The organism is Algibacter luteus, assembly GCF_030344935.1.
GTDB lineage: Bacteria > Bacteroidota > Bacteroidia > Flavobacteriales > Flavobacteriaceae > Arenitalea > Arenitalea lutea.
In genome coordinates, this window is the sequence record NZ_CP128313.1 from 2,464,657 (window position 1) to 2,489,862 (window position 25,206).

Here is a 25,206-nt window from a genome sequence, read left to right on the forward strand (position 1 = left end):
AAGTAATAAAAGCTACTAAACTGCTGTTTTATAAAGAAACATTTAACAACGCCTTAACAGGACTTTATAAATACAAGGCATATTTTTGTTAGTACAAATGATTCAGAGGGAAGAATGAAGTTTTATTTTACTTTTTTAAGTGTTTTAATTACACTAATAAGTTGTAAAAACGATAGCAACGAACATAGTATTAATTATGCCTACTTAGGTGGGGAGATAATTAATCCGACTACTAATTTCATCGTACTAACAAAAGACGATGCGGTAATTGATACCGTAAAGTTAGATGGTAGAAATAGGTTTTTGTATAAAATAAAAGATTTACATGAAGGCCTTTACACATTTAGTCATGGTGGCGAATTTCAATTAATTTTATTAGAACCAGAAGACAGTCTATTGTTTAGGTTGAATACTTTAGATTTTGATGAATCGCTTGTATACAGTGGAAAGGGAAACAGAAAGAACAATTATTTTATTAATGAATTCTTGCAAAATGAAGATGAAGAAAAGTACATTTTAAAGCTCTGTCAATTAGATGGTGCTACATACCAAAAGCGAGTAGATTCGCTTAAAGTTTCAAAAATAAGTGCTTTAGAATCGTTCTCTAGCAAGTACAATCCATCAGACTTATTCTTAAAAATAGCAAAAGCTAATATTGATTACTCTTACTATTTTAGTAAAGAAGTATATCCATTTGGACATTATGGTAAAAATAAAGCTGCCATATTAAAATCCTTACCTGAGGATTTTTACGATTATAGAAATGAAATCAACTATAACGATGATTTTTTAAGCAGTCATCATAATTACAACAAATTCTTAAGATATAATTTAAGTAATTTATCGCTTACTAGTCATGATAAACATGATAATAATGCTTGCTATGATCGGAAATCTCTATGTTACAATCTAGACAGACTTAAACTAATTGATAGTTTGATTAGCAACCCTGCAATTAAGGATGAGTTGTTATACCATTTCACTATGGGCTATCTTTCCAAAAGTAAAAACGATGAAAACAATAAAATCCTTTTAAAATCTTTCTTAGAAAAAAGTGGAAATGAGGCGAGTAAAAAGAAAATGGCGCGCTATACAAATTCTATTAATCGAATTAAAGAAGGGGAGCAATTACCTGAAATTAGATTAGTGAATTACAAAGAAGAGATTTTAAAAATTAATAAGCTTATAGATTCTCCTACGGTTTTAAGTTTCTGGTCTCACACTTATTATGATCATTTTAAAGAAAGCCATTATAAACTTAAAGAGCTTAAAGTGAAATACCCAGAGGTTAAATTTATCATGGTTAATATAGATTCTTATGCTATGGAAAAATCTAGGAGACTTCTAGAAGGCAGTGGGTTTAATAATACTAACGAGTTTAAACTTGAAAATCCAGAAGAAGCTACAGAAGTTCTTGCGGTTTACCCAATGACGAAAACCATTTTAATTGATAAGAACAGAAAGGTTGCCAACAGCAATACTAATATATTTTCAGTGCAATTTGAAGAGCAGCTTTTAGGCTTAATAAATAAGTAAGCTAAAGCTTATAATGATTCATCAATAACTTTTCATAAACCTTATCAGGCAAAATTCGCTTTAACACTATTGAAAATTTTTGCATAAACTCCCCAACCTTATAATGCACTTTAGGATTAGGTGTCTCAATTATTTTAAATACTGCTTTAGCCATTACATCAGGGTCGCTCCCATTGTCTACATGGGCATTCATTAGATCTAAAGTATCGCCATAAGGCTTTTTATAAGGTGAATCGTCTAGCAGCGGCGCATGATATCTACCTGCTGCAATATTGGTAGCAAAATCTCCAGGTGCCACATTGGTCATTTTTATATTAAAGTCTTTTATTTCCATTCTAAACGCCTCAGTTATAATCTCCAAGGCCGCTTTGCTGGCACTATAAACGCCGCGATATGGTAATCCCATATAACCAGCAATAGAAGTTACATTAATAATTAAACCTCCGTTTTGTTTACGCATTTGTGGCAACACTGCCTTTATGACTTTTATAGGTCCGAAGAAATTTGTGTCAAAATTGGCCTTTATTTCATCATGAGGTATTTCTTCTACAGGTCCAGTAATACCTGCTCCTGCATTATTTATTACAACATCTATCCTACCTTCCTTTTTAATAATCGCATTTACCGATTCATGGATAGTTTCTTCCTTCTTAACGTCTAATTCTAGAATCGGAAATTTGCTATTCTTATATTTTTCTGGGTTTCTACTGGTTCCATATACAATGAATCCTTTTTCAACTAAAAACTCACCAATAGATTTACCAATTCCTGAAGAAGCACCTGTTATAAAAACAACTTTAGACATAATAGAAGAAATTACAAATACAAAGCACCAAATTACAAAAATGAAATGATAAGAAAATCTAAATTTAGCGCATAAAAAAAGGCAAGCTACCTACATCACACCGCTACGACCATTTACCTTTGCTTCGTTCCCGACCTGGAGGATTCAACAGGAGCTGGTTGTGTAGGACTTGCCGGCTGCAAAGATACAACCTTTTAAAATTTTCACAATGATTTTTTAGTCCGATTTTAAATAAATATCTTGCCTTAAACTATTTTTTTATAATGAAAACGATCAATTATCTCACAATCATATTTTTAGCATTAGTCGTAATTTCTTGTGGTTCTAATTCTGGACTTAAAAAAAATGACTTCATCATTGAAACTAATGCCGAAAAAGGAAACATTTCTATTGATGAAACTTTAACACTTGCTATAAAAAATAAAAAAAAATATACCATAGATTCTGTTTCATATGTACTTAACGGTAATAAAATAAATAATAATTTCAATTTAAAAGATTTTAAATTAGGTAAGCACAAACTGGATGCTACTGTATATTATGAAGGTGAAAAGCAAACAACCACAACAGCGGTTACCATTTTAAACAATGAATTACCTCAAGTTTACACTTATAAGATTATTAATGAATATCCGCATGATATAACTTCGTATACGCAAGGTTTAGAATTTCATAACGACACGCTTTATGAAAGTACAGGACAACTCAAGGAGTCTAAACTTAAGAAAATAGATTACAAAACTGGTACCGTACTTAAAAATATCAATTTAGCTGATGAATATTTTGGTGAAGGACTTACCATTTTAAATAATAAAGTATATCAACTGACATGGCAAAAAGGTACTGGCTTTGTTTACGATGTAAATACTTTGGAAAAAATAAGCAGTTTTAAATATGGTAAAAGTAAAGAAGGTTGGGGCTTGTGCAATAATAACAATACCATTTACAAAAGCGATGGTACAGAAAAAATATGGTTATTAAATCCTGAAACTTTAGTTGAAGAAGATAACATTCAGGTATACACTAATAAAGGTAAAATTATAGGCATCAATGAAATGGAATGGATTAATGGTAAAATTTACGCCAACCGTTACCAAAAAGATGGTGTTGCCATTATAAATCCGAAAAATGGTGCTGTTATAGGTGTTGTAGACTTCAAGCCATTGAAAAAGTTAGTTACACAACATGAAGGCTTAGATGTATTAAACGGTATTGCTTTCAATCCAAAAACTAACACCATATTTGTAACAGGAAAACGTTGGGACAAACTCTTTGAGGTAGAAATTATCGAGAAATAGTCTAAGGTACCATTCAAATAATAAAACTCAAAAAGCTCTTGATAAATCAAGAGCTTTTGCATGAATTGTAATAAGATGTTTCTTTTTAAAGGCTATAAACCTATTACTTTATGTTTCATCGAGAATACAATTTATAAGTAAATTCTTCTGCAGAATTATTATTCCGCAGCAAATATACATTTAATAAAGGCAATATGAAGCAGCTATTTTAACTAAAAGGACTACTAAATTAACTTTCAACCGTATTTTTATTAACAGTGCTGTTAAAAACTTATAAAAAGACTCTTATTGAAGTATAAATGAGATTTAATTTATAAATCAAACCAATTTTGAGTTATTTCTTTTTCAATGGATTTATTGGATTTATAAATGAATTCATTCTTTATAGCATGGTATTTATAATCTTCACCCCAGGTTTGAAAATTTTGTGATACTTCTTCAATAGCATCACAAATAAATTCAATTTCATTATTGGTCATTGTTGGGTGAAGCGACATTCTAATCCAACCTGGGCGCTCCATTAAACATCCTTCTAATATTTTTTCTTCAATGGCCTTAGATGTTAATTGATCTACATGTAATAAATAGTGTCCATAGGTCCCTGCACAAGAGCAACCACCACGAGTTTGAATTCCAAACCTGTCATTTAAAAGTTTAACAACTAAATTATAATGTGCATCTTCTATAAAAAATGAAAACACCCCAAGTCTATCTTTATGATCTGGTGCTAAAACTGTAAGATTTTCAATTTTTGAAAGACGTTCAAATACAATCGTATTTAACTCATGTTCGCGGTTTAGAATATTTTCAACGCCCATTTTTTCCTTAAGCTGAATTGAAAGTGCAATCCTTATTGCTTGTAAAAATCCCGGTGTACCTCCATCTTCTCGCGTTTCAATATCGTCAATATAATCATGGTCGCCCCAAGGGTTGGTGTAACTTACAGTTCCACCTCCTGGATTATCAGGTACCAAATTTTTGTATAATTTTTTATTGAAAACCAACACACCAGATGCACCAGGACCACCAAGGAATTTATGTGGAGAAAATGTCACCGCATCTAAATATTCGTCTTCATCTTCTGGATGCATATTGATACTTACATAAGGTGCAGAACAAGCAAAATCTACAAAACACAAGCCGTTATTTTGATGCATCATTTTGGCTACATCATGATAATTTGTTCTAATTCCTGTGACATTTGAACATGCTGTAATTGCAGCTATTTTTATTGGGCAATCCTTATGTTTTTCAATAAGTAACTCTAAGTTTTTAATACAAGGCAACCCATTTTCGTTTGAAGGGATAACCTCCACTCTTGCAATAGTTTCTAACCATGAAGTTTGGTTAGAATGATGCTCCATATGCGACACAAAAATCACAGGTCTTTTTTCTTCTGGAACCTCAGTATGCTCTTTTAAATTTTCCGAAACTTTTAATCCTAAAATGCGTTGAAACTTATTAATGGCTCCCGTCATTCCCGTACCAACTGTAATTAAAACATCGTCTTTTGAAGCATTGATATGTTTTTTGATGATGTTTCTAGCGTTATGATACGCATAGGTCATCGCGCAACCTGTAATCGATGTTTCAGTATGTGTGTTAGCCACAAAAGGGCCAATTTCGTTAAGTAGCTTCTCCTCTATTGGTTTGTATAATCTACCACTTGCAGTCCAATCGGCATATATGATTTTTTTTCGACCGTAGGGCGAATCAAAATATTCATCAATACCAATGATATTATTTCGAAATACTTCAAAATAACGCTCAAGATTGGTTGACTTATTTGAGGTAGAATCTATCATATTTAACTCGAAATAAATTGGTTACAAATCTACTATTTCATTGCTTTAAAAGCTTGTAATCCTGCTTCTAAAAATGCCGCATATTCATCTTCATCAGGCGTATAACCTACTGGTTCTGTTAAAACAGTGTCTCCTTCAGCGTTTAGCAACACATAATACGGTTGCGAATTCGATTTAAAAAATTGCGTTTGAAAATTGGCCCATTTATGACCGTAGTTTTTCAACAAGCGTTTTCCGCCATTAACTCTGTTTACTTCAACTTGTTCCCCTTCAGGTAAATCTTTTTTATCATCTACGTATAATGAAATTAAAACATATTCATTTCGGAGGTAATTATCTATTTTTTCCAATGGCCAAACATGTTCTTCCATTTTTCTACAATTGACGCAAGCATACCCCGTAAAATCTATCATAATGGGTTTATTCACCGATTTAGCATAAGCGATGCCTTCTTTTAAATCTTTAAAAGTTTTTAAATTGTTTGTTGTGGTGCTAGGATACAACCAACTATAACCAACAGGAGGTGCTAAACCGCTTAATAAAGTTAACGGTGTGAACGTGTTTGTTTCTTTATTTACTCTAAACCCAGAAGCTAAATAAATAGCAAAAGCAGCTACAAGTATACCACCACTAATTCTAGAAAAGGATAATTTTTTAATTGGAGAATCGTGAGGGAATTTTATTTTTCCGAAAAGATATAGTGCTAATCCAACAAAAATTAGAATCCAGATAATTAAAAATGGTTCGATTTTTAAAAGTCCCCAGTGTTTTACCAAATCTGCATTCGATAAAAACTTAAAAGCTAATGCGAGCTCTAAAAACCCTAAAATAACTTTGGTTGTGTTTAACCAACCTCCAGATTTAGGAAGTGCATTCATCATATTTGGAAACATGGCAAACAAGGCAAATGGTAATCCTAATGATACACCAAAACCTGCCATACCTGCTGTAAGTTGCCACGCGCCACCATCAGCAGTTAAAGAACCTGCAAGTAATGATCCTAAAATTGGTCCTGTACACGAAAATGAAACTATAGCTAAAGTAAGTGCCATAAAAAATATGCCTATAATCCCGCCAGCATTTTCTCCTTTTGTGGTTGTGTTTGTCCAGCTTGAAGGTAGAGTTAACTCGTAATAGCCAAAAAATGAAAACGCAAAAAACACAAACACCACAAAGAATATAATGTTTAACCAAACATTGGTTGAAATTTCATTAAGAATATCCGGATTCACCGAATCTAAAAGATGAAAAGGTATGCTTAAAATTAGATAAACTAATAGAATAAAAAAGCCATAGAGTACTGCTTTACCGAAGCCTGAGCTTTTACTTTCGTCTCCTTTCTTGGTAAAAAAACTAACCGTAAGCGGAATCATTGGAAACACGCAAGGGGTTAACAGTGCTAACAAACCACCTAGAAAACCTAATCCGAAAATACTCCAAAGCGATTTTTTTACCTCAACTTTACCTTTTTGTAGGCTAATATCTTTTGGTGTAAAACCATATAAGGCATTATTTATAGCATCATTATCGGTTACGCTGTTTTCAATGGTGTTTTCAACTTTCTTATTGCTAACTCCGTTTAAGTGGAATTCTAATTCAACTTCAGTTGGTGGTAAACATCTACTATCATCGCAAACCATAAATTCAACGGTTCCATTTACTGTTTTCACATCGCCTAACAATTCAACACGTTGTACAAACACCGCCGATTTTTCAAAGAATTTAATACGCATTTGAAATACAGGATCGTTAACCACACGACCTGCTTCCTCTCCAGTATTGCCAACAAATTTAAATGCGCCATTGGCATCATCAAATGTAAATGTAGTAGGAATTGGACCATCTTCTGGAACATTTTGCGAATACAAATGCCATCCTGGATCTATAGTTGCTTTACTTACTAAATTGTATTGTGTATCTGATATTTTTTCAATTGAAGCCGTCCATTTTACAGGCTCTAATATTTGTGAATTACCAACTGTAAAGGCTAATAAAGCTATTAGTAGAAGTAGTTGTTTTTTCATTATATAATATTAGTGAATTTTGAGTTATTGAAGATTAAAAATAAGTAAAGCAGGATTTGGCATGATGCATTTTGTATCGTCACATACCATATAACTTACTTCCGAATTAATTAAAAATGGTGGTTTACTTTTAAGTTTTATGCGTTGTTTGAATTGTGTCTGAGTTTCAAAAAACTTAACTCTCATGTTAAAAGTAACATCTTCGGCTTCAATACCTTTTTCTTCTTTAGTGTTACCTTTCTTTAAATATTTACCGTTGCCTTCAAAAGAAAAACGTGTTGGAATAGGTCCGCCTTCAGGTAAGTTTTGTGAATATAAATGCCAGTTGTCATCAATAGCGGCAATTGCAATAAGTTCGTATTCTGATTCTGATATTTTTTTGACTTCAGTTGTCCATTTAACAGGCTCTAAAATTTGACAAAACATATTTACACTAAATAATGTAAATACAATAAGCGCTATTTTTTTCATTCTTATATTATTTAAAGTAAATATTTGGTACAAAATATTACCAAATATCATACCTAAGCAAAAGTATAAATAAAGATTCTAGGAATTAGTTAAATAGACAATAAAAGAGCCAATAGCTTTGCTAATAAAATGTTAAAATTTAAATCATAAATAGGATTTTGTATGGTGTTTAAAAGCATAAAAAAAGGCGCCACTAAGTGTACGCCTTTTTTGAATTTTACTGATTTTTAGAAATTAACGGATATCTTTCCTCTTAAAAAGAAAGGTGTTCCGGGAGTAAAATGAATTTCTTCGACTGAATCAGGTTCATTAAATAATCTACTTTCGGTCGCAAATTGGGTTTCGTTCCATTCACTTTCAAACAAATTTTCAACAATTAAGCCAAACGTCCAGTTTTTATGAGTGTAATTTAAATTTAAATCTGTAATAAAATACCCTTCAGCAACAATTGAATTGTCTTCATTTGCAGGTCTGTCTTTTATATATCGATAACTCAATCCGCCAGAAAAATTCTTTAAATTTTTAATATTTAACCCTCCAGACGATGTTAAGTCTGGGGCAAGAGGAATATAGTCTTCTCCACTAGGTTCTTCGCTACTTCTAGCATACGTATAGTTAATATCGGTATTAAAAAACAACCAATCGTTAAACTGATAACGTAAACCGAAATCGACGCCATAACGCTTTGTTTTTCCGCTAGGCTCAACAATACCCGCGTCACCAACGTAAACAAATTCTTGTTGTAAAAACAAACTCCACAAAGCTGCGTTTATTACCAATCTATCTAATGGTTTAGTAATTAATCCTACGTCTGTGCCAAAAGCCACAGGCAGTATTTCTTTTCCATTATTAGCGGTAACGACTCTGGTATCGTTTGAATGATAGCCCAATCCCGTTTTAGCAAATAACTGAAGTTTTGGTGATGAGGCATAAATAACATTTAATTTTGGACTCAGTAAAACCTTATTCTCGCTTTTATTATCATAAGTTTCGGTTAGTAAATTTTCATAATCAAAATTGAAATAATCTAAACGTAACCCAGGGTTTAATGTCCATTTTTTCTTCTTGTACGTTAAGTTAGCAAACGAAAATCCGTTTAATTCATCTACATTTCCATAGGCTAAACGTTCCAGTAATTCTTGTCTGTTCTTGGTTCTTGATAGTTGCACATCGTTGACATCGTCATATCTAAAACCAACCCCAAGCTCATATTTCAATTGTGCATCATGGTCTTCAAGATGAAAAGAATGCTCAAAAACTGTTTTTCCACCAATGATTGTTCTATTTTCATATTGATGAATTTGATCTGCATTCACTGGGTCTTCCAAAAAGAAGGTGAAATTCGAAAACAATTCAAAATCGTACTTTGAAAGATATGCCGATGATTTAATGGAAGAATGCTCGTCTAATATCTTGTTGTGACTTACCCAAAAATTACTTCTGCTGGTATTACCTCCTTCGGTATCATCAATAGCTCCAAATCGACTTATTTGACCACTTTCAACAGCTCGCACAGGTATTTGTCCGGAGGCATCCCATTTACTCTGAAAGTGAGAAATAGCTAGATTAAATTCTTGGTCCTTATAATTATTAAAATTATAACGCCCCATGATATTAATTCGATTAAAATTTTGGGGAGACTCAAAAACACCATCCGAAAGCATTAGCTCTGAAGCTAAATATGCAGAACTATTTTCTGCATCAATTAGTTTAACCATACTTAAGGCACGTAATGTGTTAAATTGACCAGCTTCCAATGAAAGTACATTATTTTCAATGATCTTTTTGGTATTAATATCAACATAACCAGCTGTATTGAAATTGCCTTTATCTGCGTAATAAGAACCTTTACCAAAGTCGATATTATCTATAGTTTCTGGAATAATGAAGTGCATATCTGCGTAACCTTGACCATGCGCATGAGACACCATATTTACAGGCATTCCATCTACATCTATAGCGATATCCGTTCCGTGGTCGATATCAAAACCTCGTAAAAATATTTGTTCTGCTTTACCACCGCCGGCATGTTGCCCAATAATTAAACCGGGTATTTTACGCAGTACTTCTTGCGACGATTTTACCGGACTAGTTTTTAAGTCTAGATTTAAAAAGGTGCTTAAAACATTTACTTTTGAAACTATTAAAACCTGTTCTAATGATGCCGAAGAAATTGATAAATTAATCTGGACTTTACTATCTAAATGAGATTCGTTGATTAAAAGCTCTTGATTTTCGTAACCTAACTGATAGAAATACACGACATCGCCGATAGAGATGTCATCTAATTCAAAATACCCCGAAACATTAGTATAAGTATATGCTCCTGTATTTTTATTGTAAACCCCAACACCCTGCAGAGGTTTACTATTATCGTCTGAAATTACTGTTCCGCTTAGCTCATGCGCGTTTACGACACCAAAACTACAAGCAAACAACAATAATGTTATTATTTTTTTAAACATAACAATTGTATTTTTTCAAATGAAAGTGTTGTACTTCCATATGAGTTGATAAATTAAATAGAATTTTTCCTTCTTGTTGTTATTATTTTATTCAACAAAAAGACCAATATAATTATGTTTGCTGCGGAGGTACCAATATGCCTCTTTGAAACCCTTTTTGAATTTTTTGTTTAGTAAATGAAAACAAATGTTTGTCGGGAAGAGTTGGTGTGAGTAGTTGATTGTGATAAGAATAGTCAGTAGTTAAATGTTTATCAATTTTCAAATTTAAAATGATGGACTTTTCTTGATTTTTATCCGAATTTGAAGCCTTCAATATGTTATTCAGAACTTGTAAAAGTTTATGATCATGAACTGCTTCTGACACATTAAATGTATGACTTTCATGCACTTCATAATTTGAATTTGTTTGAATGGAATGCGTTAAAACCGAATCAGGCATTTCAAGCTGATGCACAAGAATATGTAATAATTTATTCAATTCATTATGAGATGGTCCAAAAACATAGCAAATGCTCATAGCTATAACAACTACCTTTAAAACAAATGGCTTCAAGCCTTTTTGAGCATTTTTATTCATTTAATAATTTAGTTAAAACTTTTTCAATGTTATCAGCATAAGATGCAATAGTTGGGTAATTAAATACATCGGTAATTGAAATATCCAATTCTAAAATTGATTTTAATCTAGAAGTAATAGAAATAGCATTTAATGAATTTCCACCAATTCTTATAAAATTATCATGAACCCCAATTACATCAATTCCTAAAACTTCTTTCCAAACATCATGTATTATTTCGTCAATTTCATTCCTTGGAGATACATACGAACTTTTGTTAAAAGCGGTTTTATTTTTTATTTGAACATTATTTTTCGGGAGTTTTTTTCTGTCTACTTTTCCACTAGATAAAAGTTCAAATGCTTCTATATGAATATAAAATTGAGGAATCATATATAAGGGAAGTTTAAGCTCTAAAACATTAGTTATATTTGATGTATCCACTTTTTCTCCTGTATAATATGCAACGAGATTCTCTGCTTCGTCCACTGTTACAATTGCTTGGGATATAGCTGTATATTTCTCAATATTTTTCTCGATTTCACCAAGTTCTATTCTTAACCCTCTAAGTTTTATTTGATTATCAATTCTTCCATGATATTCTATTACACCATCATCTCTATATCTTGCAAGATCTCCCGTTTTATACATTTTTGCTTTGGGATTATCAGAAAAGATATCTTTTACAAAACGTTCATTTGTAAGTGCCTCTCTATTCAAATATCCTTTTGCTACTTGTTTCCCTGCGATATAAAGTTCACCTTTTAAACCTATTGGTAATTGGTTTAATTTTTCATCTAAAATATAAAGCTGTGTGTTGGCAACAGGTTTACCTATTGGGATGCCGTTAGAGAGTTCTGATTTTTTACAATGCCAACTTGTTACATCAACCGAAGCTTCTGTTGGGCCATATAAGTTGTGAATTTCTAAATTTAATCTGTCATAGGTTTTCTCAACTACTGGAATAGATAAGGCTTCGCCGCTACAAAAAATCCGTTTAAGACTTGTACAGTTTTCAACACCTTCAGTTTGGATAAAAATATTTAACATTGAAGGCACAAAGTGTATATTAGTGACTTTGTGATGCCTAATTGTATGTATTAGTCCATCTGGATTCATGTGGCCATCAGGAATTTCAACAATGAGTTTTGCACCTACTTGAAGTGGCCAAAACAATTCCCAAACTGAAACATCAAAAGTGATTGGTGTTTTTTGAATAAATGTATCTTTACTAGTAATTGGATAATCGTTATTCATCCAATTAAGTCGATTGCAAATGCCTTCGTGATGGCATTTTACACCTTTTGGCTCTCCGGTACTACCCGACGTATATATTATATAGGCTAAATCATCTGATTGCGAATCTATTACAGGTGAATCAGCATTTAACGAAGAAACCTGCTTTTCTATAACTTGAACATTAAACCAATTTGTACTTTTTAAAACTGTTTGTACTATATTATTATGATTATAAAACAGTGTTTTTACATTAGCATCATTTATGATAAATTCTAAACGTTCTGCAGGAATATTAGTATCAATCGGTAAATATCCTGCACCTGCTTTTAAAATCCCATAGATGTAAACCATCATTTCTAATGACCTTTCGAGACTTACGGCTACAATATCATTTTTTTGAATTCCATTTTGAATCAGAAAATGAGCAACTTGATTTGATTTTTTATCCAGTTCTTGATAGGTAAGCGATGTTTCCTTGAAAACAAGTGCTTCATGATTTGGAGTTTTCTGCACTTGTTTTTGAAACTTAGACAATAGTGTTTCATTTTCAAGATAATCAACAAAAGTTTCATTCCACGATTTTATTTTTAATACTTCATCATCTGTAATCAGATTTACAATATTAAATTCCTGGGTATAATCTTCAATAAAAGCATCTAAAAGCTTTAAAAAATGTTGAGGAATTGCTTGTTGCTTTTCAGCATTAAAAACTCTTGTGTTTAAATCGAAATAAAGTTGTTTTTCTCCAGAGTTATCAAAATCGTGAACGTGAAAACGAATGTGATGTCTCGGATCTGTGTGACCTGAGTGCACCCATGATGTTTTTACAGAAGCTCCATTAAATTCAGAATTCGCCGTATTTATGTAATTAAAAAAAACATTGAAATCCCTATTTAATTCAGCTGTAGATGCCCCAACCTTTGCGTTTTTAAGAAAACTATTGCTCTCAACTTGAATCTTTTGCAAAAGCGACAAAAACGTCTCATTTTCTTCAATTTCAGTTTGCAAAGGAAATGTTTCTACAAAATATCCTATAGTATTTCTAAAGTTATTAGTGGACCTATTATGAGTTGGAGAACCAATAACTAAATTTTCCTGACCACTAATCCTGTAAATGAATGCGAAAAGCGTTGTTAGAAATATATTAAATATTGTTAATTCTAAATTCCAACCTTTTAAACCTCTAATATTTGCTAAATCATATAACTTTTGAGTACGTTCTAGCCCAAGTTTTAGGTTTACACGGTTTGAGGCTGTATCTAATAAAACATTTTTTATACCATATAAAGACGGCGGCTTAAGAAATTTTATTTGTTTTTCTTTCCAGTGATTTAGTACATCTTTGTTTTTATCTTGCTTTATAATTTCTTGATTATAAGCAACAAATTCCTGATAAGAAAGTAAATCATCAATATCATCCAATTGATTTTGTAATGTCTTCGAATACAATTCGGACATTTTAGAAAACATAATAGTTGAGCTCCAACCATCGGTAATTAAATGATGCTGATTGATATACCAGATAAAATTTTCTTCAGAACATTTTATTAAAACACTATCAAATACGCGCGTTTTTAAATCAAAAAGAATCTGAATTCTTTCTTTTAGCCATGCATTATAAACTTCTTTAGGATTTTTTATAGTTGAAAAATCTAAAAATTCAACTTCATAATCAATTGAAGGTAAATACTTTTGAATGGGCTCGCCATCTTTTAATTCGAAAACAGAACGTAGAACATCACATTTCTCAATTAATTTTTTAAACGCCAATTTAAAATGAGAAACAGAAATGGCATCTTCAATCTCATATGTCATGACCATGTTGTACATAGGCGAATCTGGATTTAATTCCTGACCCAACCATAGTAACTTTTGGTTTTGAGCTAAAGATATAAAATTTGTTACCATTTTAATTTTTCACATTATTAATCATACTTTAGAGTTAATGTATTTACATATACTTTCCACTGTCATAAAATTTTCTATTACCATTTCTTCAGGAGCTACTCGAATACTATAAGCTTCTTCAATAAATGAGATTAACTTCATCATACCTAATGAGTCTAAAATACCACTTCCTAAAAGATCGTCTGTTAGTTCTAAACCATCTTCAATTTCTTCATTTGCAAGTTCCTGCTCAATATGCTTTATTATGGATTCTTCCACTTTATTATGGTTTAATTATTTTTTCCATTTCTTTTCTATTAATTTTTCCTGTACTGGTTCTCGGAAACGCATCTAATATTAATATTTTACTTGGTAAAGCGTAAACAGGTAATTCGTTATTACAATGTTTTTCAAGATCTTTTGTGCTTATTTTAGAATTTTTATCCGTTAACACTGTTGCTATTAATTCTTTTTCTTCTTTTAAATCTGCAAGAATTACAGCTGCTTCAACAACACCTTTGAATTTTAAAAGAATATTTTCTATTTCATCAATTTCAATTCGGAAGCCTCTAAGCTTTATTTGTCTATCCTTTCTTCCTAAAAAAAGTAGTTCTCCCTTATTATTTAACTTTACCAAATCTCCCGTTCTGTAATAAACATGCATAAAACCTGGCGCAACCTCTACTTTGTACATAGATTTTTCAGTTAGAACTATATTATTCCAATAACCTTGCATCATGGTTGCCGACCTTATAACTAATAAACCTACTTCACCTTCTTTTACCTCATTATTATTTTCATCAAGAATTTTGAATTCTGTGTTTCCCCAAGTTGTACCTATCGGAATTGTGTCATCTCCAATAGGAGGTTCATATAAATTATAGTTTGTACATTGATTTATTTCTGTAGGTCCATATATATTGCTATATATTGCATGAGGCCATATTTTCATTAACGCTCTTAATTGCTTTGTTGGAAAAACTTCTCCCGAAAACAACACCCATCTCAAACTTGAAAAATCTCTATTTTTAATACCTCCGTTCAACATTAATTGAATTAAAACTAATGGCACCGAAAACCAAATAGTTAATTGTTCTTTTTCCATCAATTCAGCTAAACTCACTGGAAATTTGAGATGGGCATCAGAAACTATAACAGTAGTAGCTCCAGCTAATGGTGCTGAAAAGTAACCTAAAATAGATGGATCAAAGTGCAAAGGAGCTACATTAGCAACTTTATCTGTTGGTTTAAAATCATATAAGTCTACCACTAATTCTGCAAAAGCAAGTGCGCTATTGTGGGTGTGCATAATACCTTTTGGAGTTCCTGTACTACCTGAAGTATAGAGAATATAAGATAAATCTTCTCCTAAAATATTTGCTGGAACGTAATTTTTTAATGATATATTAAAAACATCTTCCCAGGTGATTGATTTAAATCCTTCTTCATTTGAAATTCCAACAATGCTTGTTAAATTCTTATTTTTTAAAGTAAGCTTTTTGATTTTTTTGATCTGTTGCGGAATTGTGATTACATGCTTTATGCCACAATCTTCAATTAAAAAATTAGCACGCTCCAGGGGTGAAAATGGATCTATAGGCACATAAGCTGCTCCAGATTTTAAGATACCGTAAACTGCGATTGCAGTTTCTAAACATCGAGGCATTAATATACCAACCCTATCTCCTTTTTTTATTCCTAAATTACATAAGTGTTTAGCTAATTGAGAAGATTTCACATCTAAATCGTTGAATGAAATTACTTCATTCAAATATCTAAACGCGTCGTTGTGACCAAATTCTTTTGCAGAATTTTGACAAATCTGTACTAAGTTATATATCAATATATCTTTATTTATAAAAGTTTTAAAGCCCTAAAAGCTTTGAAATAATATTCCTTTGAATATCTGAGGTACCTGCATATATTACGCCTCCAACAGCATCTCTTAAATCTCGCTCTACTTCATTTTCCGATAGGTACCCATAACCGCCATGATTTCGAATTGTGTCTAAGCTTGACAAAACATAACTTTCACTTAATTGCAATTTTAAAAGTGAAGACTCCAACATTGCTGGTCTTCCTTGGTCTTTAATCCAAGCCACATTATAAAGTAATAATCGTGATGTTTCTAAACGTAATTTCATGTCGGCAATCCTATTAGAGACTGATTGGAACTCACCAACCGATTTTCCAAATTGCTTCCTTTCTTTAACATATGCAATGGATTGTTCTAATTGATACTCCATAGCACCTAGCTGACTTGCCAATATGCTGCATCGATCATATTCCAAAGAATGATTAGTAATACTCCAACCTGCGCCCTCTTTACCCAATCTATTCTTTTCTGGCACAAAACAATCTTTAAAATACAAGCTTCCGATTGGTACAGTACGCAAGCCCATTTTTTCTTTGTTAGAACTAACGGTAAAACCCATAGTGTTGGTTTCTACAATAAACGCAGATATGCCCCATTTTCCTAATTTGGAATTAGTTTTTGCAAAAATTAATGCTAAATCTGCAACCGGTGCCAAAGTAATCAAGCATTTTTCACCGTTTAGTATATAACCCCCATCTACTTTTGTTGCAGATGTTTGCATACTAAAAACATCTGAACCTGCATTTGGTTCTGTAAGTGCATGACACGCTATTTTTTTTCCTGAAATTAAAGGAGGTAAAAATCTTTGCTTTTGTTCGTCGGTTCCAAATTGTTCAATAGGTAATTGAACTGTCCACATTTGAGCACTTAGCGCAAAAGGCAACCCATTATCTCTACAGCCATAACCCAAGCCTTCCATTGCAAGGGTTGCACTGAGTAAATCTAGTTTAATTTTATATCCACCATATTCAGGCGAAACTGAAATACCTAACACTCCAAAATCAGCACATTTTTGCCAATCTTCTTTAGAAAAAGATAAGTCCTTATCTCGTTCATAAATTGATGTATTTAAAACTTTTTTTGCGAATTCACTAAAATCTGATTTTAGTTGCTTTTGTACTTTTGTTAAGGAAAAATCCAATTTTTTTTATAACAATTAACTTAAATAATTATAACAATACAAAAACTATCGACATGGAACTTCTTATATCGTTAAACTTTTATTTTTAATAATATTTACTAAAATACTTCATCTTTTTCTTGATTTTATACACTTCATCGACAAAATCATACAAATAAGTTTTTATATTTCTTTTATTCATAATATTCTCAATATCTTCTAAAAAAAAATCATTTTCTCAAAACCAATAAACCTAATAATTGTTTAAGGTATTTTGATTTTTAAAATATATATATGCTTAAAAAAGAACAGATTGAATTTTATCATTCTAATGGATATTTAGTTTTAACAGATGTTTTTTCTAAGGAAGAAATATCAAAACTTAATTCTAAAATAAAGAATTTTAAAAACCACACTTCCCAACCAAACGTAATTTGTGAGGACAATGGAGATATTCGCTCTATTTTTGCTCCTGAAATTCAAGAACCCATTTTTGGTGATTTAACAAAAGATAAAAGATTATTAATAGCTAGTGAGGAGTTATTGAAATCAGCTCTTTATTTGTACCAATACAAACTAAATTTAAAAGAAGCTTATGTTGGTAAATATTGGGAATGGCATCAAGACTTTCCTTATTGGCATTTTGGCGATGGAATTAAAACCCCAGAAATGATTTCGGTTATGGTTCTTTTTGATGATGTAAAATCATACCAAGGTCCTTTATTAATTATACCTAAATCTCATAAAAATGGCATTGTAGATTTTCAACATAAAGCACATCTAGAAAATAAGAAAGACAACTTACTAAACTCTTTAAATTCAGATTTAAAATACACTATTAATAATGAACTTGTAAAAGAATATGCTTTAAAAAATAAGATTGTCTCATTAGAAGGAACTCAAGGTACAGTAATATTTTTTCATCCTAACATTTTTCATGCTTCCAATTCAAATGTTTCACCTTTTAAAAGAAGTACTGCTATAATTACATATAACAGTATCCACAATACACCTGAAAAAGAATCTTCAAGACCTGATTATATTTGTTATAGATATACTACCCGTCTTAAAGTTTTCAGTTAAAACACTTTCAGCAAATAGATTTTAGTAAAACTCAACAATCAATTTATATATGAAAAAATTATTATTCCTCTTTGCATTACTTTCATCAAGTTTCATTTATGCTCATGCGCCAAACTCTAGCTATATTTTTTTAAGAATTTATGAAAAAGATGGTATAGAAGGGCGGTTTGAAATTAATGCTACTGAAATAAATACATTTTTTAATTTAAATATACCAAAGAATGCCAAAATTGAGGATATAGCTCCCTATAAAGACTTAATTCAAGAATACATACGCAAAAATGTTTCATTCAGTTCAGAATTGGGTGATTATAAAATAGTCTTTGAAGAATTGGGCTATTTACCAATCAATTATGGTAATTTTATGGAATTTCATTTTCGTTTAGAAGAGGTTAAAACATTACCTGATAATTTAAATATCTATTATAATATAGGTTTTAATGAAGACAAAAGCCATAAGGGTTTTTTAACAGTTGAGTATAACTGGAAAGCAGGAATGATAAATAATGAAGCTGTAATTGCTCTAGATTTCTCTCCGTCAGAACCAAACGATACATTAAATTTAAGCGAATCTTCGGTGTTAACAGGCTTTATTGCAATGATAAAGCAGGGTGTTTGGCATATATGGATTGGAATAGACCATATATTGTTTTTATTGGCACTTATTTTACCTTCAGTTGTAAGAAGAAAAAACGATACTGTTTTCGGTTGGGAACCAGTACTAACTTTTAAAACCGCCTTCATTTATATTATTAAGGTGGTTACCTTTTTTACCATTGCTCATACTATTACGCTTACACTGGCTTCTTTAGAATTGGTCACTTTGCCATCACAACTCGTTGAATCAATAATCGCGTTTTCTATAGGGCTGGCGGCTTACCATAATATTCGACCAATTTTCAAAATGAAAGATTGGATTATTGCTTTTATATTTGGGTTGTTCCATGGGTTTGGTTTTGCAAGTGTTTTAAGCGATTTAGGATTAACAGGAGAATTTTTAACCTTATCACTTTTAGGATTCAATTTAGGTGTTGAAATAGGGCAAGTGGTCATTATTATTGGTATTTTCCCGTTATTATACTTAATTAGAAACTATAAATTTTATCCTAAATTTTTGGTTTACACATCAGTTCTACTAATAATTATCTCACTATATTGGTTTATTGAACGCATTTTTGATATCAACTTGTATATTGATGACTATATATTTCAATTTGCTTATAATACAGCAAAATGGCTAGGTTTAAAGTAATATTTTGAATAATAATTTTACTAAAATGACTTAAAAAACTATGGCTGAAAAAGACATAAATAAAGCATCTCTTCTCGCTAGGTGGAAAAGCAAAAACAAGGATGATGCATCTACTAACGTTATAAACAAAGCACCAACTGGTATTAATATTCCGTTGTCTTACGGACAAAAGCGACTATGGTTTTTACAACAATTGTATCCTAATAATGCTTTTTACAACTATTCAGAAGCCTATGCATTTGAAGGTAACCTAAATCATAACCACATAATTGAAAGCTTAAAACAAATACATCAACAACATGATATTCTCAGAACAACATATCATATTGAAAATAATGAAATTTATCAAAAAGTAAACCATACTGCAGAATTAGATATTCAGCAATATGATTTTACAAATTTATCTGATGATGAATCTAACTCTGAAACTCAAAAGATAATTGAATCACATGCAAAACACTATTTCAATTTAACTAAAGGACCACTGATTAAAACAGTTTTAATTAAAATAAGTGAAACTCGCCATATTCTGCAAATCACCATGCATCATATCATAACAGATGAATGGTCTTTGAGAATTTTAAGAGAACAATTGTCGAAACTTTATCAAGCTAAAATCTTAAATACCAAAATACCTGAAAACTATACGAATATTCAATATGCTGATTATGCGTTTTGGCAACTAAAGCAAGGTGTAAATAGTGTTCATTTAAACTATTGGAAACAGCAACTTTCTGGAGATATTCCAACCTTAAATTTGCCTATAGACTTTTCTAGACCTATACAGACTAAATTTAAAGGTGCTATTTCAAAAACTGAAGAATACAGCGAAGAATTCTCTAAAAACATGTTAGCGCTTTCAAATTCTTTAGATATTACACCATATGTATTAATGCTTTCCGCTTTTTATGTATTTCTGCATAGATGTAGCGGACAAACAGATGTACTAATTGGATCACCTATTAGTAACAGAGACCATAAATCGTTAGAAGATGTACTAGGCTTTTTTATCGACACAATTGTTTTACGAACTCAAATTGACCCAACCGCATCCTTTAAAGACTTGGTTTCTGAAGTTAGACAAAACACATTAGATGCCTTCTCAAATAAAAACATCCCTTTTGATGTATTGGTTAAAGAGTTAAAAGTATCGCGAGCATTAGCTACAAACCCCTTTTTTCAGGTTATGTTTGTTTATAATGAAAAAGTTGAAATACCCGCTTTTAGTGAAGACTTAAAATTAAATCATAAACTATTAGACCCCAAAGTTTCAAAATTTGATTTAACACTATTTGTATCTCATGAAAATGATAAATTAAGTACGACGTTCGAATATTCAACCGAGCTTTTTGAAGCATCAACAATACAAAGATTTCAAAACTATTTTAAATTACTTTTGGAAAGTATTGTAACAAATCCTTACGAAACCATTGGCAAGCTACAAATGCTCACGCCCTTTGAAAAACAATTATTCTTAAACCAAAAATCAGAAACTCAACATCACTTTGGAGACTACAATTGTATACACGAAGTAATAGAAAACATTAGTAAAACTAATCCAAACGCTGTAGCTGTTTCTTATAAAGACAATTCTTTAACCTATAAAGAATTAAACGACAAGGCCAACACTCTAGCCACCTATATATTACCTCATATAAAAAGGCCTAACGAAATAGTCGGGTTGTGTTTAGATAGATCTGTGGACATGATAGTAGGAATGCTAGCTATTTTAAAAGCTGGTTGTGCTTATTTACCAATAGATCTGGAATACCCAAAAGAAAGAATTCATTTTATGCTTAACGATGCTGAAGTTGGCACTATTATTACCCAACAAAACGCAGTTAATTTATCCAATAGCAGTAATGTTAGAATGATAAATATTGATAATCTAGATCTGTCATTAGATTTAAAAACTTCAGATTTACCAGTTTCGAAAGCATCAAATGATGCTTATATAATTTACACCTCTGGTAGCACAGGGAGACCTAAAGGAGTTCCTATTACTCATCAAAATATTATGCACTCAACGAGTGGAAGACTAGATTTTTATGATAAAAATCCATCTGCTTTCTTGCTTATGTCGTCTATGTCTTTTGATAGTTCTAAAGCTGGAATTTTCTGGACCCTTTGTACTGGTGGAAATTTAGTTATTGCCGAAAAACGCATTGAACAAGACATCGAAAAAATAGGACAAATAATTCTAGAAAAAGCTGTTAGTCACACTTTAATGCTACCTTCATTATACAAAATGTTGCTAGAATATATTGACACTAACAAACTTCAAAGCTTAAACACTGTAATGGTTGCTGGAGAAGCATGCTATTCATCGCTTTGCGAAGCTCATTTTACCAATCTACCGAATGTTAAATTGTATAATGAATATGGGCCTACCGAGGCCAGTGTATGGTGTATTGCTCATGAAATTGTAGAAAAAGACATAAACAGAATGTCGATTCCTATAGGCAAACCAGTTGCGAATGCTAAAATTTATTTAATGGACGATAATTTAAATCTAGTCCCATTTGGTAGTATTGGTGAAATATACATTGGTGGACCTGGTTTAACAAATGGTTATATTAGTAGGCCTGAATTAAATAAAACTTCTTTTGTTGTAAATCCATATAACACTTCAGAAAAACTCTATAAGACAGGAGATTTAGGTAAATATAATAATGATAAAACCATAGCCTTTTTAGGAAGAGCAGACCAACAAATAAAAATTAGAGGTTATCGTGTAGAATTAAATGAGATAGAAAAAGCCATTAAATCTTATAATGAAACAATTGAAGAGGCTTTTGTTTTAATAAAAGATGATACATCGAATTTTGATTTAAAAGAAGCTAATGAATTCGAGAGGGAAGACAACTTAATGCAGCTTTTAGAGCAAATGGATGCAAATGAAATTGAAACTATTGTTTCTTCAATAAAAGCACTAGATTCAAATCAAAAAAAATACCTACTTAGTCAAATAATAGCATAAGTTATGAGAAAAATTAAGAGATCTAAAGCATTTGAAGTTGTATTAACCATAAATGATGAACATTTTATACGTCCACCTAAAGATGCTCAAAGAAATGCCATTGTAAATAGAGCACTTAAAGAGTTTGTAGGCAGTTTAAATATTTTAAATGCACAGGCTAAACATTTTGTTCCAGGAGCAACATCACACTCCTTTAAAGAAGATAGATCACAAAAGGTTTTAAAAGAACAAGAAATCATGGAAGATTGGCAAATTCCATTGATGAAAGAAATGGCAAAAACCATTGCTGAAGATGGGGGTGATATTTTAGAAATAGGCTTCGGAAGAGGTATTTCTGCCAATATGATAATGCAATACCCGATAGACTCTTATACAACTATTGAATGTAATGATGATGTTGTAAAAATGTATTTCGAGACGTTTAAGAACGAACATTCAGATAAAGATGTTAAACTTGTACATGGTTTATGGCAAGACACCATAGACTCTTTGACTGAATTTGATGGCATTCTATTTCATACATACCCTTTAAATGACGATGAGTATATGCAATATGTTAATGGCAGTATTACCTTTGCAGAACACTTTTTTGAACACGCAACAAAACATTTAAAACAAGGCGGTGCTTTTACTTATTTTTCCAATGAAATTGACTCTTTAAGTAGAGAACATCAGCAATTATTATTAAGACATTTTTCTTCTTTCAGTGCAAAAGTAATTCCTTTAGAAATGCCAAACGATGTTAAAGACACTTGGTGGGCTAATTCCATTTTGGTAATTAAGGCGATAAAATGAAACAAGAAAATCTAGAACATACAATTGAGCAACTTTCTGTAGACGAAAGAAAACTTTTAATGTTTAAAGCCAAAGAGGTTCTTAACAATAAAACAATATATACTAATCCTGACGCTCAAAAAAAAATTGTAGCCTATATTAAAACAGAAGGTTTACTAGATAAAGAGGAGCTTAAGTCCCATTTAAAACAAAGACTTCCGGATTACATGATACCTTCATCCATTCATGAAATAGATGAAATACCGTTGTTACCTAACGGGAAAGTTGATAAGAAGAAATTACAAAAACTTAAAAATACGGAAGACAGCTTAGAAACCTTTGAAAGTGGTATTATTGAGCCAAAAAACGAAATAGAATCCACTCTGGTTGAAATATGGGAAGAAGTTTTAGGGTTTTCTCCAATAAGCACAAACGACAACTTTTTCGAAATTGGTGGAGATTCGATATTAAGCATCCAAATTGTTGCAAAAGCTAGAAAAAAAGGAATTCATTTAAAAGCAAATCAATTATTCGAAAATCAAACCATTTTAGAACTCTCAATGTTTACAACTGCTTTAAACATCAATTCTATTACCGAGAATAATAAAATAGAAATAGAGGGCGAAGTTCCATTAACTCCAGTGCAACATTGGTATTTTGAAACCCATCGAAATGCACCACATTTTTGGAATCAAATTATAGATCTACAACAAATAAATACCACTTCTAGCAAAATTTTCGAAGACATTTCGAAACAATTAATTTCGAACCACGAGGCATTAAGATTGAGTTTTAATAAAAAAGATGAAGGTAAATGGCAAGCCTTTATAAAACCATCAAACGAAATTAACAGCTACCTCGAGTTTAATTTAGGTAGTGAAGACAGTGTTTCATCTCAAAATAATAAAATAGAAGAAATTGTATTAGAAATACAAGAAAATACGAATTTATCAGAAGGAAGTTTATTTAAACTTATTTTATTTAATTGTAATAGTTTACAATCAAATAGAGTTGTCATAATAGCACATCATTTAGTTATAGATTTAGTATCATGGAATATTATTGTTCAAGAAATAGCCAATACTATTAATACCATTAATAACGATTTTATTCTAGAAACCAATCATAACAAAACCGCAACAATAAAAGACTGGGCAAATTATTTGGATAAACTTTCTAGTAGTAATTCTCTGTTAGAAGAGCTTAACTATTGGAATTCTCAAAAAAACGACAATAAGAATTTCCCAACCGATTATACTTCAAACTCTCACATCTATCTAGAGAATTCTATATTTACACAACACGTGACATTAGACACTGTGCAAACAAAATTATTAGTTCATGATGCGAATGAAACCTATAGTACCAAAGTTGAAGATCTGTTAATTGCTGCTTTAATTGCAACTTTATGTGATTGGGGACATTTGGAATACCTATTACTTGGTCTGGAAAGACAAGCAAGAAATATTGACACTCAAGATATAGACGTTTCAAATACAGTAGGATGGTTTACCTCCTTTTTTCCAATTGCTTTAAACTACAATAAAACGCAAGATTTAGGTACTCATATTAAAGGAATAAAAGAAGAATTAAGAACAATTCCTAGTAACGGTATAGGCTTTGGAGTTTTAAAATATCTGTCAAATACTAACACCTCAAAATTAAAGGAATTACAACCTAAAGTTATTTTTAACTATTTTGGTAAAGCAAATGCCAACGAAAAAAACAACGAAGTAGGTTTTAAGTTTATGGAATCTTCTACAAGAGACATGCAAAGTGAGCGTAATTATGAAATAGAAATTAACACACAGATTATAAATGATAATTTAAATGTTAATTGGAGTTTTACTAAAGATTTGTTCAAAGAAGAAACGGCATTAATACTGATAGAAAAGTTTATAGAAAATTTAAAATCAATTATTAAACACTGTATAACACAAGATAATATAACATATACACCCTCCGATTTTCCCGAAGCCAATATTAATCAAGATGATTTAGACAACCTATTAGGTCAATTTTAATTTGGTA

17 protein-coding genes and 1 other RNA gene are annotated in these 25,206 nt (G+C 31.3%); 7 read left to right on the forward strand and 11 right to left on the reverse strand.

The window, feature by feature from the left end; all coding sequences use genetic code 11:
* Positions 1–114 precede the first annotated feature (114 nt).
* Positions 115–1,536 (forward strand): TlpA family protein disulfide reductase, encoded by a 1,422-nt coding sequence (locus O5O44_RS10335; RefSeq protein WP_289194284.1) that lies wholly within the window; start codon positions 115–117, stop codon positions 1,534–1,536.
* A gap of 1 nt (position 1,537) precedes the next feature.
* Here O5O44_RS10335 and O5O44_RS10340 read toward each other — a convergent pair whose 3' ends face one another.
* Both O5O44_RS10340 and ffs read right to left on the reverse strand, forming a co-directional pair.
* Entirely contained in the window at positions 1,538–2,341 is an 804-nt protein-coding gene (locus O5O44_RS10340; RefSeq protein WP_289194285.1) for an SDR family oxidoreductase, read from the reverse strand.
* A gap of 76 nt (positions 2,342–2,417) precedes the next feature.
* Positions 2,418–2,516, reverse strand: an RNA gene (gene ffs / locus O5O44_RS10345) — signal recognition particle sRNA small type.
* An 88-nt stretch (positions 2,517–2,604) separates the two neighbouring features.
* On the opposite strand from ffs, the gene O5O44_RS10350 reads away from it, so the two are divergent.
* On the forward strand, positions 2,605–3,639 hold the full coding sequence (locus O5O44_RS10350) for a glutaminyl-peptide cyclotransferase (RefSeq protein ID WP_289194286.1): 1,035 nt from the start codon (positions 2,605–2,607) through the stop codon (positions 3,637–3,639).
* 311 nt (positions 3,640–3,950) lie between these two features.
* On the opposite strand, the gene O5O44_RS10355 is transcribed toward O5O44_RS10350, so the two are convergent.
* From O5O44_RS10355 to O5O44_RS10395, 9 genes are all read right to left on the reverse strand, one after another.
* Positions 3,951–5,444, reverse strand: coding sequence for an aminotransferase class V-fold PLP-dependent enzyme (locus O5O44_RS10355; protein ID WP_289194287.1), 1,494 nt, complete (start codon positions 5,442–5,444; stop codon positions 3,951–3,953).
* 32 nt (positions 5,445–5,476) lie between these two features.
* Positions 5,477–7,468, reverse strand: coding sequence for a protein-disulfide reductase DsbD family protein (locus O5O44_RS10360; RefSeq protein WP_289194288.1), 1,992 nt, complete (start codon positions 7,466–7,468; stop codon positions 5,477–5,479).
* Positions 7,469–7,492: 24 nt separating this feature from the next.
* A complete protein-coding gene (locus tag O5O44_RS10365) occupies positions 7,493–7,939 on the reverse strand; it encodes a protein-disulfide reductase DsbD domain-containing protein (protein WP_289194289.1) in 447 nt (148 codons plus the stop codon).
* Positions 7,940–8,166: 227 nt separating this feature from the next.
* Positions 8,167–10,404 (reverse strand): TonB-dependent receptor, encoded by a 2,238-nt coding sequence (locus tag O5O44_RS10370; RefSeq protein ID WP_289194290.1) that lies wholly within the window; start codon positions 10,402–10,404, stop codon positions 8,167–8,169.
* 112 nt (positions 10,405–10,516) lie between these two features.
* The gene (locus O5O44_RS10375; RefSeq protein ID WP_289194291.1) at positions 10,517–10,984 is read right to left on the reverse strand and encodes a hypothetical protein; all 468 of its coding nucleotides are present in this window, start codon (positions 10,982–10,984) and stop codon (positions 10,517–10,519) included.
* Positions 10,977–14,111, reverse strand: a complete 3,135-nt coding sequence (locus O5O44_RS10380) for a non-ribosomal peptide synthetase (protein WP_289194292.1) — start codon at positions 14,109–14,111, stop codon at positions 10,977–10,979. Before O5O44_RS10380 ends, O5O44_RS10375 begins: the two co-directional genes overlap by 8 nt.
* Positions 14,112–14,132: 21 nt before the next feature.
* Positions 14,133–14,369, reverse strand: a complete 237-nt coding sequence (locus tag O5O44_RS10385; RefSeq protein ID WP_289194293.1) for an acyl carrier protein — start codon at positions 14,367–14,369, stop codon at positions 14,133–14,135.
* 4 nt (positions 14,370–14,373) lie between these two features.
* Complete coding sequence (locus tag O5O44_RS10390; RefSeq protein WP_289194294.1) at positions 14,374–15,933, reverse strand: amino acid adenylation domain-containing protein; 1,560 nt, start codon at positions 15,931–15,933, stop codon at positions 14,374–14,376.
* A gap of 22 nt (positions 15,934–15,955) precedes the next feature.
* On the reverse strand, positions 15,956–17,107 hold the full coding sequence (locus O5O44_RS10395) for an acyl-CoA dehydrogenase family protein (RefSeq protein WP_289194295.1): 1,152 nt from the start codon (positions 17,105–17,107) through the stop codon (positions 15,956–15,958).
* A gap of 273 nt (positions 17,108–17,380) precedes the next feature.
* Here O5O44_RS10395 and O5O44_RS10400 point away from each other — a divergent pair, with 273 nt between their 5' ends.
* The 5 genes from O5O44_RS10400 to O5O44_RS10420 are packed head-to-tail and all read left to right on the forward strand — an operon-like array spanning position 17,381 to position 25,199.
* Complete coding sequence (locus O5O44_RS10400) at positions 17,381–18,169, forward strand: phytanoyl-CoA dioxygenase family protein (protein WP_289194296.1); 789 nt, start codon at positions 17,381–17,383, stop codon at positions 18,167–18,169.
* Positions 18,170–18,218: 49 nt separating this feature from the next.
* Positions 18,219–19,421, forward strand: coding sequence for a HupE/UreJ family protein (locus O5O44_RS10405; RefSeq protein ID WP_289194297.1), 1,203 nt, complete (start codon positions 18,219–18,221; stop codon positions 19,419–19,421).
* A 40-nt stretch (positions 19,422–19,461) separates the two neighbouring features.
* Positions 19,462–22,401: a non-ribosomal peptide synthetase gene (locus O5O44_RS10410; RefSeq protein ID WP_289194298.1), complete on the forward strand. Its 2,940-nt coding sequence runs from the start codon at positions 19,462–19,464 to the stop codon at positions 22,399–22,401.
* Positions 22,402–22,404: 3 nt separating this feature from the next.
* Positions 22,405–23,196, forward strand: a complete 792-nt coding sequence (locus O5O44_RS10415; RefSeq protein WP_289194299.1) for a class I SAM-dependent methyltransferase — start codon at positions 22,405–22,407, stop codon at positions 23,194–23,196.
* Positions 23,193–25,199, forward strand: a complete 2,007-nt coding sequence (locus tag O5O44_RS10420) for a condensation domain-containing protein (protein WP_289194300.1) — start codon at positions 23,193–23,195, stop codon at positions 25,197–25,199. Before O5O44_RS10415 ends, O5O44_RS10420 begins: the two co-directional genes overlap by 4 nt.
* The last annotated feature ends 7 nt before the right edge of the window (positions 25,200–25,206 follow it).

Bases quoted from the DNA above. Each gene is read 5' to 3' on its own strand.
- O5O44_RS10340 (WP_289194285.1), bottom strand. From the start codon at position 2,341: ATGTCTAAAGTTGTTTTTATAACAGGTGCTTCTTCAGGAATTGGTAAA.
- O5O44_RS10335 (WP_289194284.1), top strand. From the start codon at position 115: ATGAAGTTTTATTTTACTTTTTTAAGTGTTTTAATTACACTAATAAGT.
- O5O44_RS10415 (WP_289194299.1), top strand. From the start codon at position 22,405: ATGAGAAAAATTAAGAGATCTAAAGCATTTGAAGTTGTATTAACCATA.
- O5O44_RS10360 (WP_289194288.1), bottom strand. From the start codon at position 7,468: ATGAAAAAACAACTACTTCTACTAATAGCTTTATTAGCCTTTACAGTT.
- O5O44_RS10375 (WP_289194291.1), bottom strand. From the start codon at position 10,984: ATGAATAAAAATGCTCAAAAAGGCTTGAAGCCATTTGTTTTAAAGGTA.
- O5O44_RS10400 (WP_289194296.1), top strand. From the start codon at position 17,381: ATGCTTAAAAAAGAACAGATTGAATTTTATCATTCTAATGGATATTTA.
- O5O44_RS10380 (WP_289194292.1), bottom strand. From the start codon at position 14,111: ATGGTAACAAATTTTATATCTTTAGCTCAAAACCAAAAGTTACTATGG.
- O5O44_RS10350 (WP_289194286.1), top strand. From the start codon at position 2,605: ATGAAAACGATCAATTATCTCACAATCATATTTTTAGCATTAGTCGTA.
- O5O44_RS10410 (WP_289194298.1), top strand. From the start codon at position 19,462: ATGGCTGAAAAAGACATAAATAAAGCATCTCTTCTCGCTAGGTGGAAA.
- O5O44_RS10365 (WP_289194289.1), bottom strand. From the start codon at position 7,939: ATGAAAAAAATAGCGCTTATTGTATTTACATTATTTAGTGTAAATATG.
- O5O44_RS10405 (WP_289194297.1), top strand. From the start codon at position 18,219: ATGAAAAAATTATTATTCCTCTTTGCATTACTTTCATCAAGTTTCATT.
- O5O44_RS10370 (WP_289194290.1), bottom strand. From the start codon at position 10,404: ATGTTTAAAAAAATAATAACATTATTGTTGTTTGCTTGTAGTTTTGGT.
- O5O44_RS10420 (WP_289194300.1), top strand. From the start codon at position 23,193: ATGAAACAAGAAAATCTAGAACATACAATTGAGCAACTTTCTGTAGAC.
- O5O44_RS10355 (WP_289194287.1), bottom strand. From the start codon at position 5,444: ATGATAGATTCTACCTCAAATAAGTCAACCAATCTTGAGCGTTATTTT.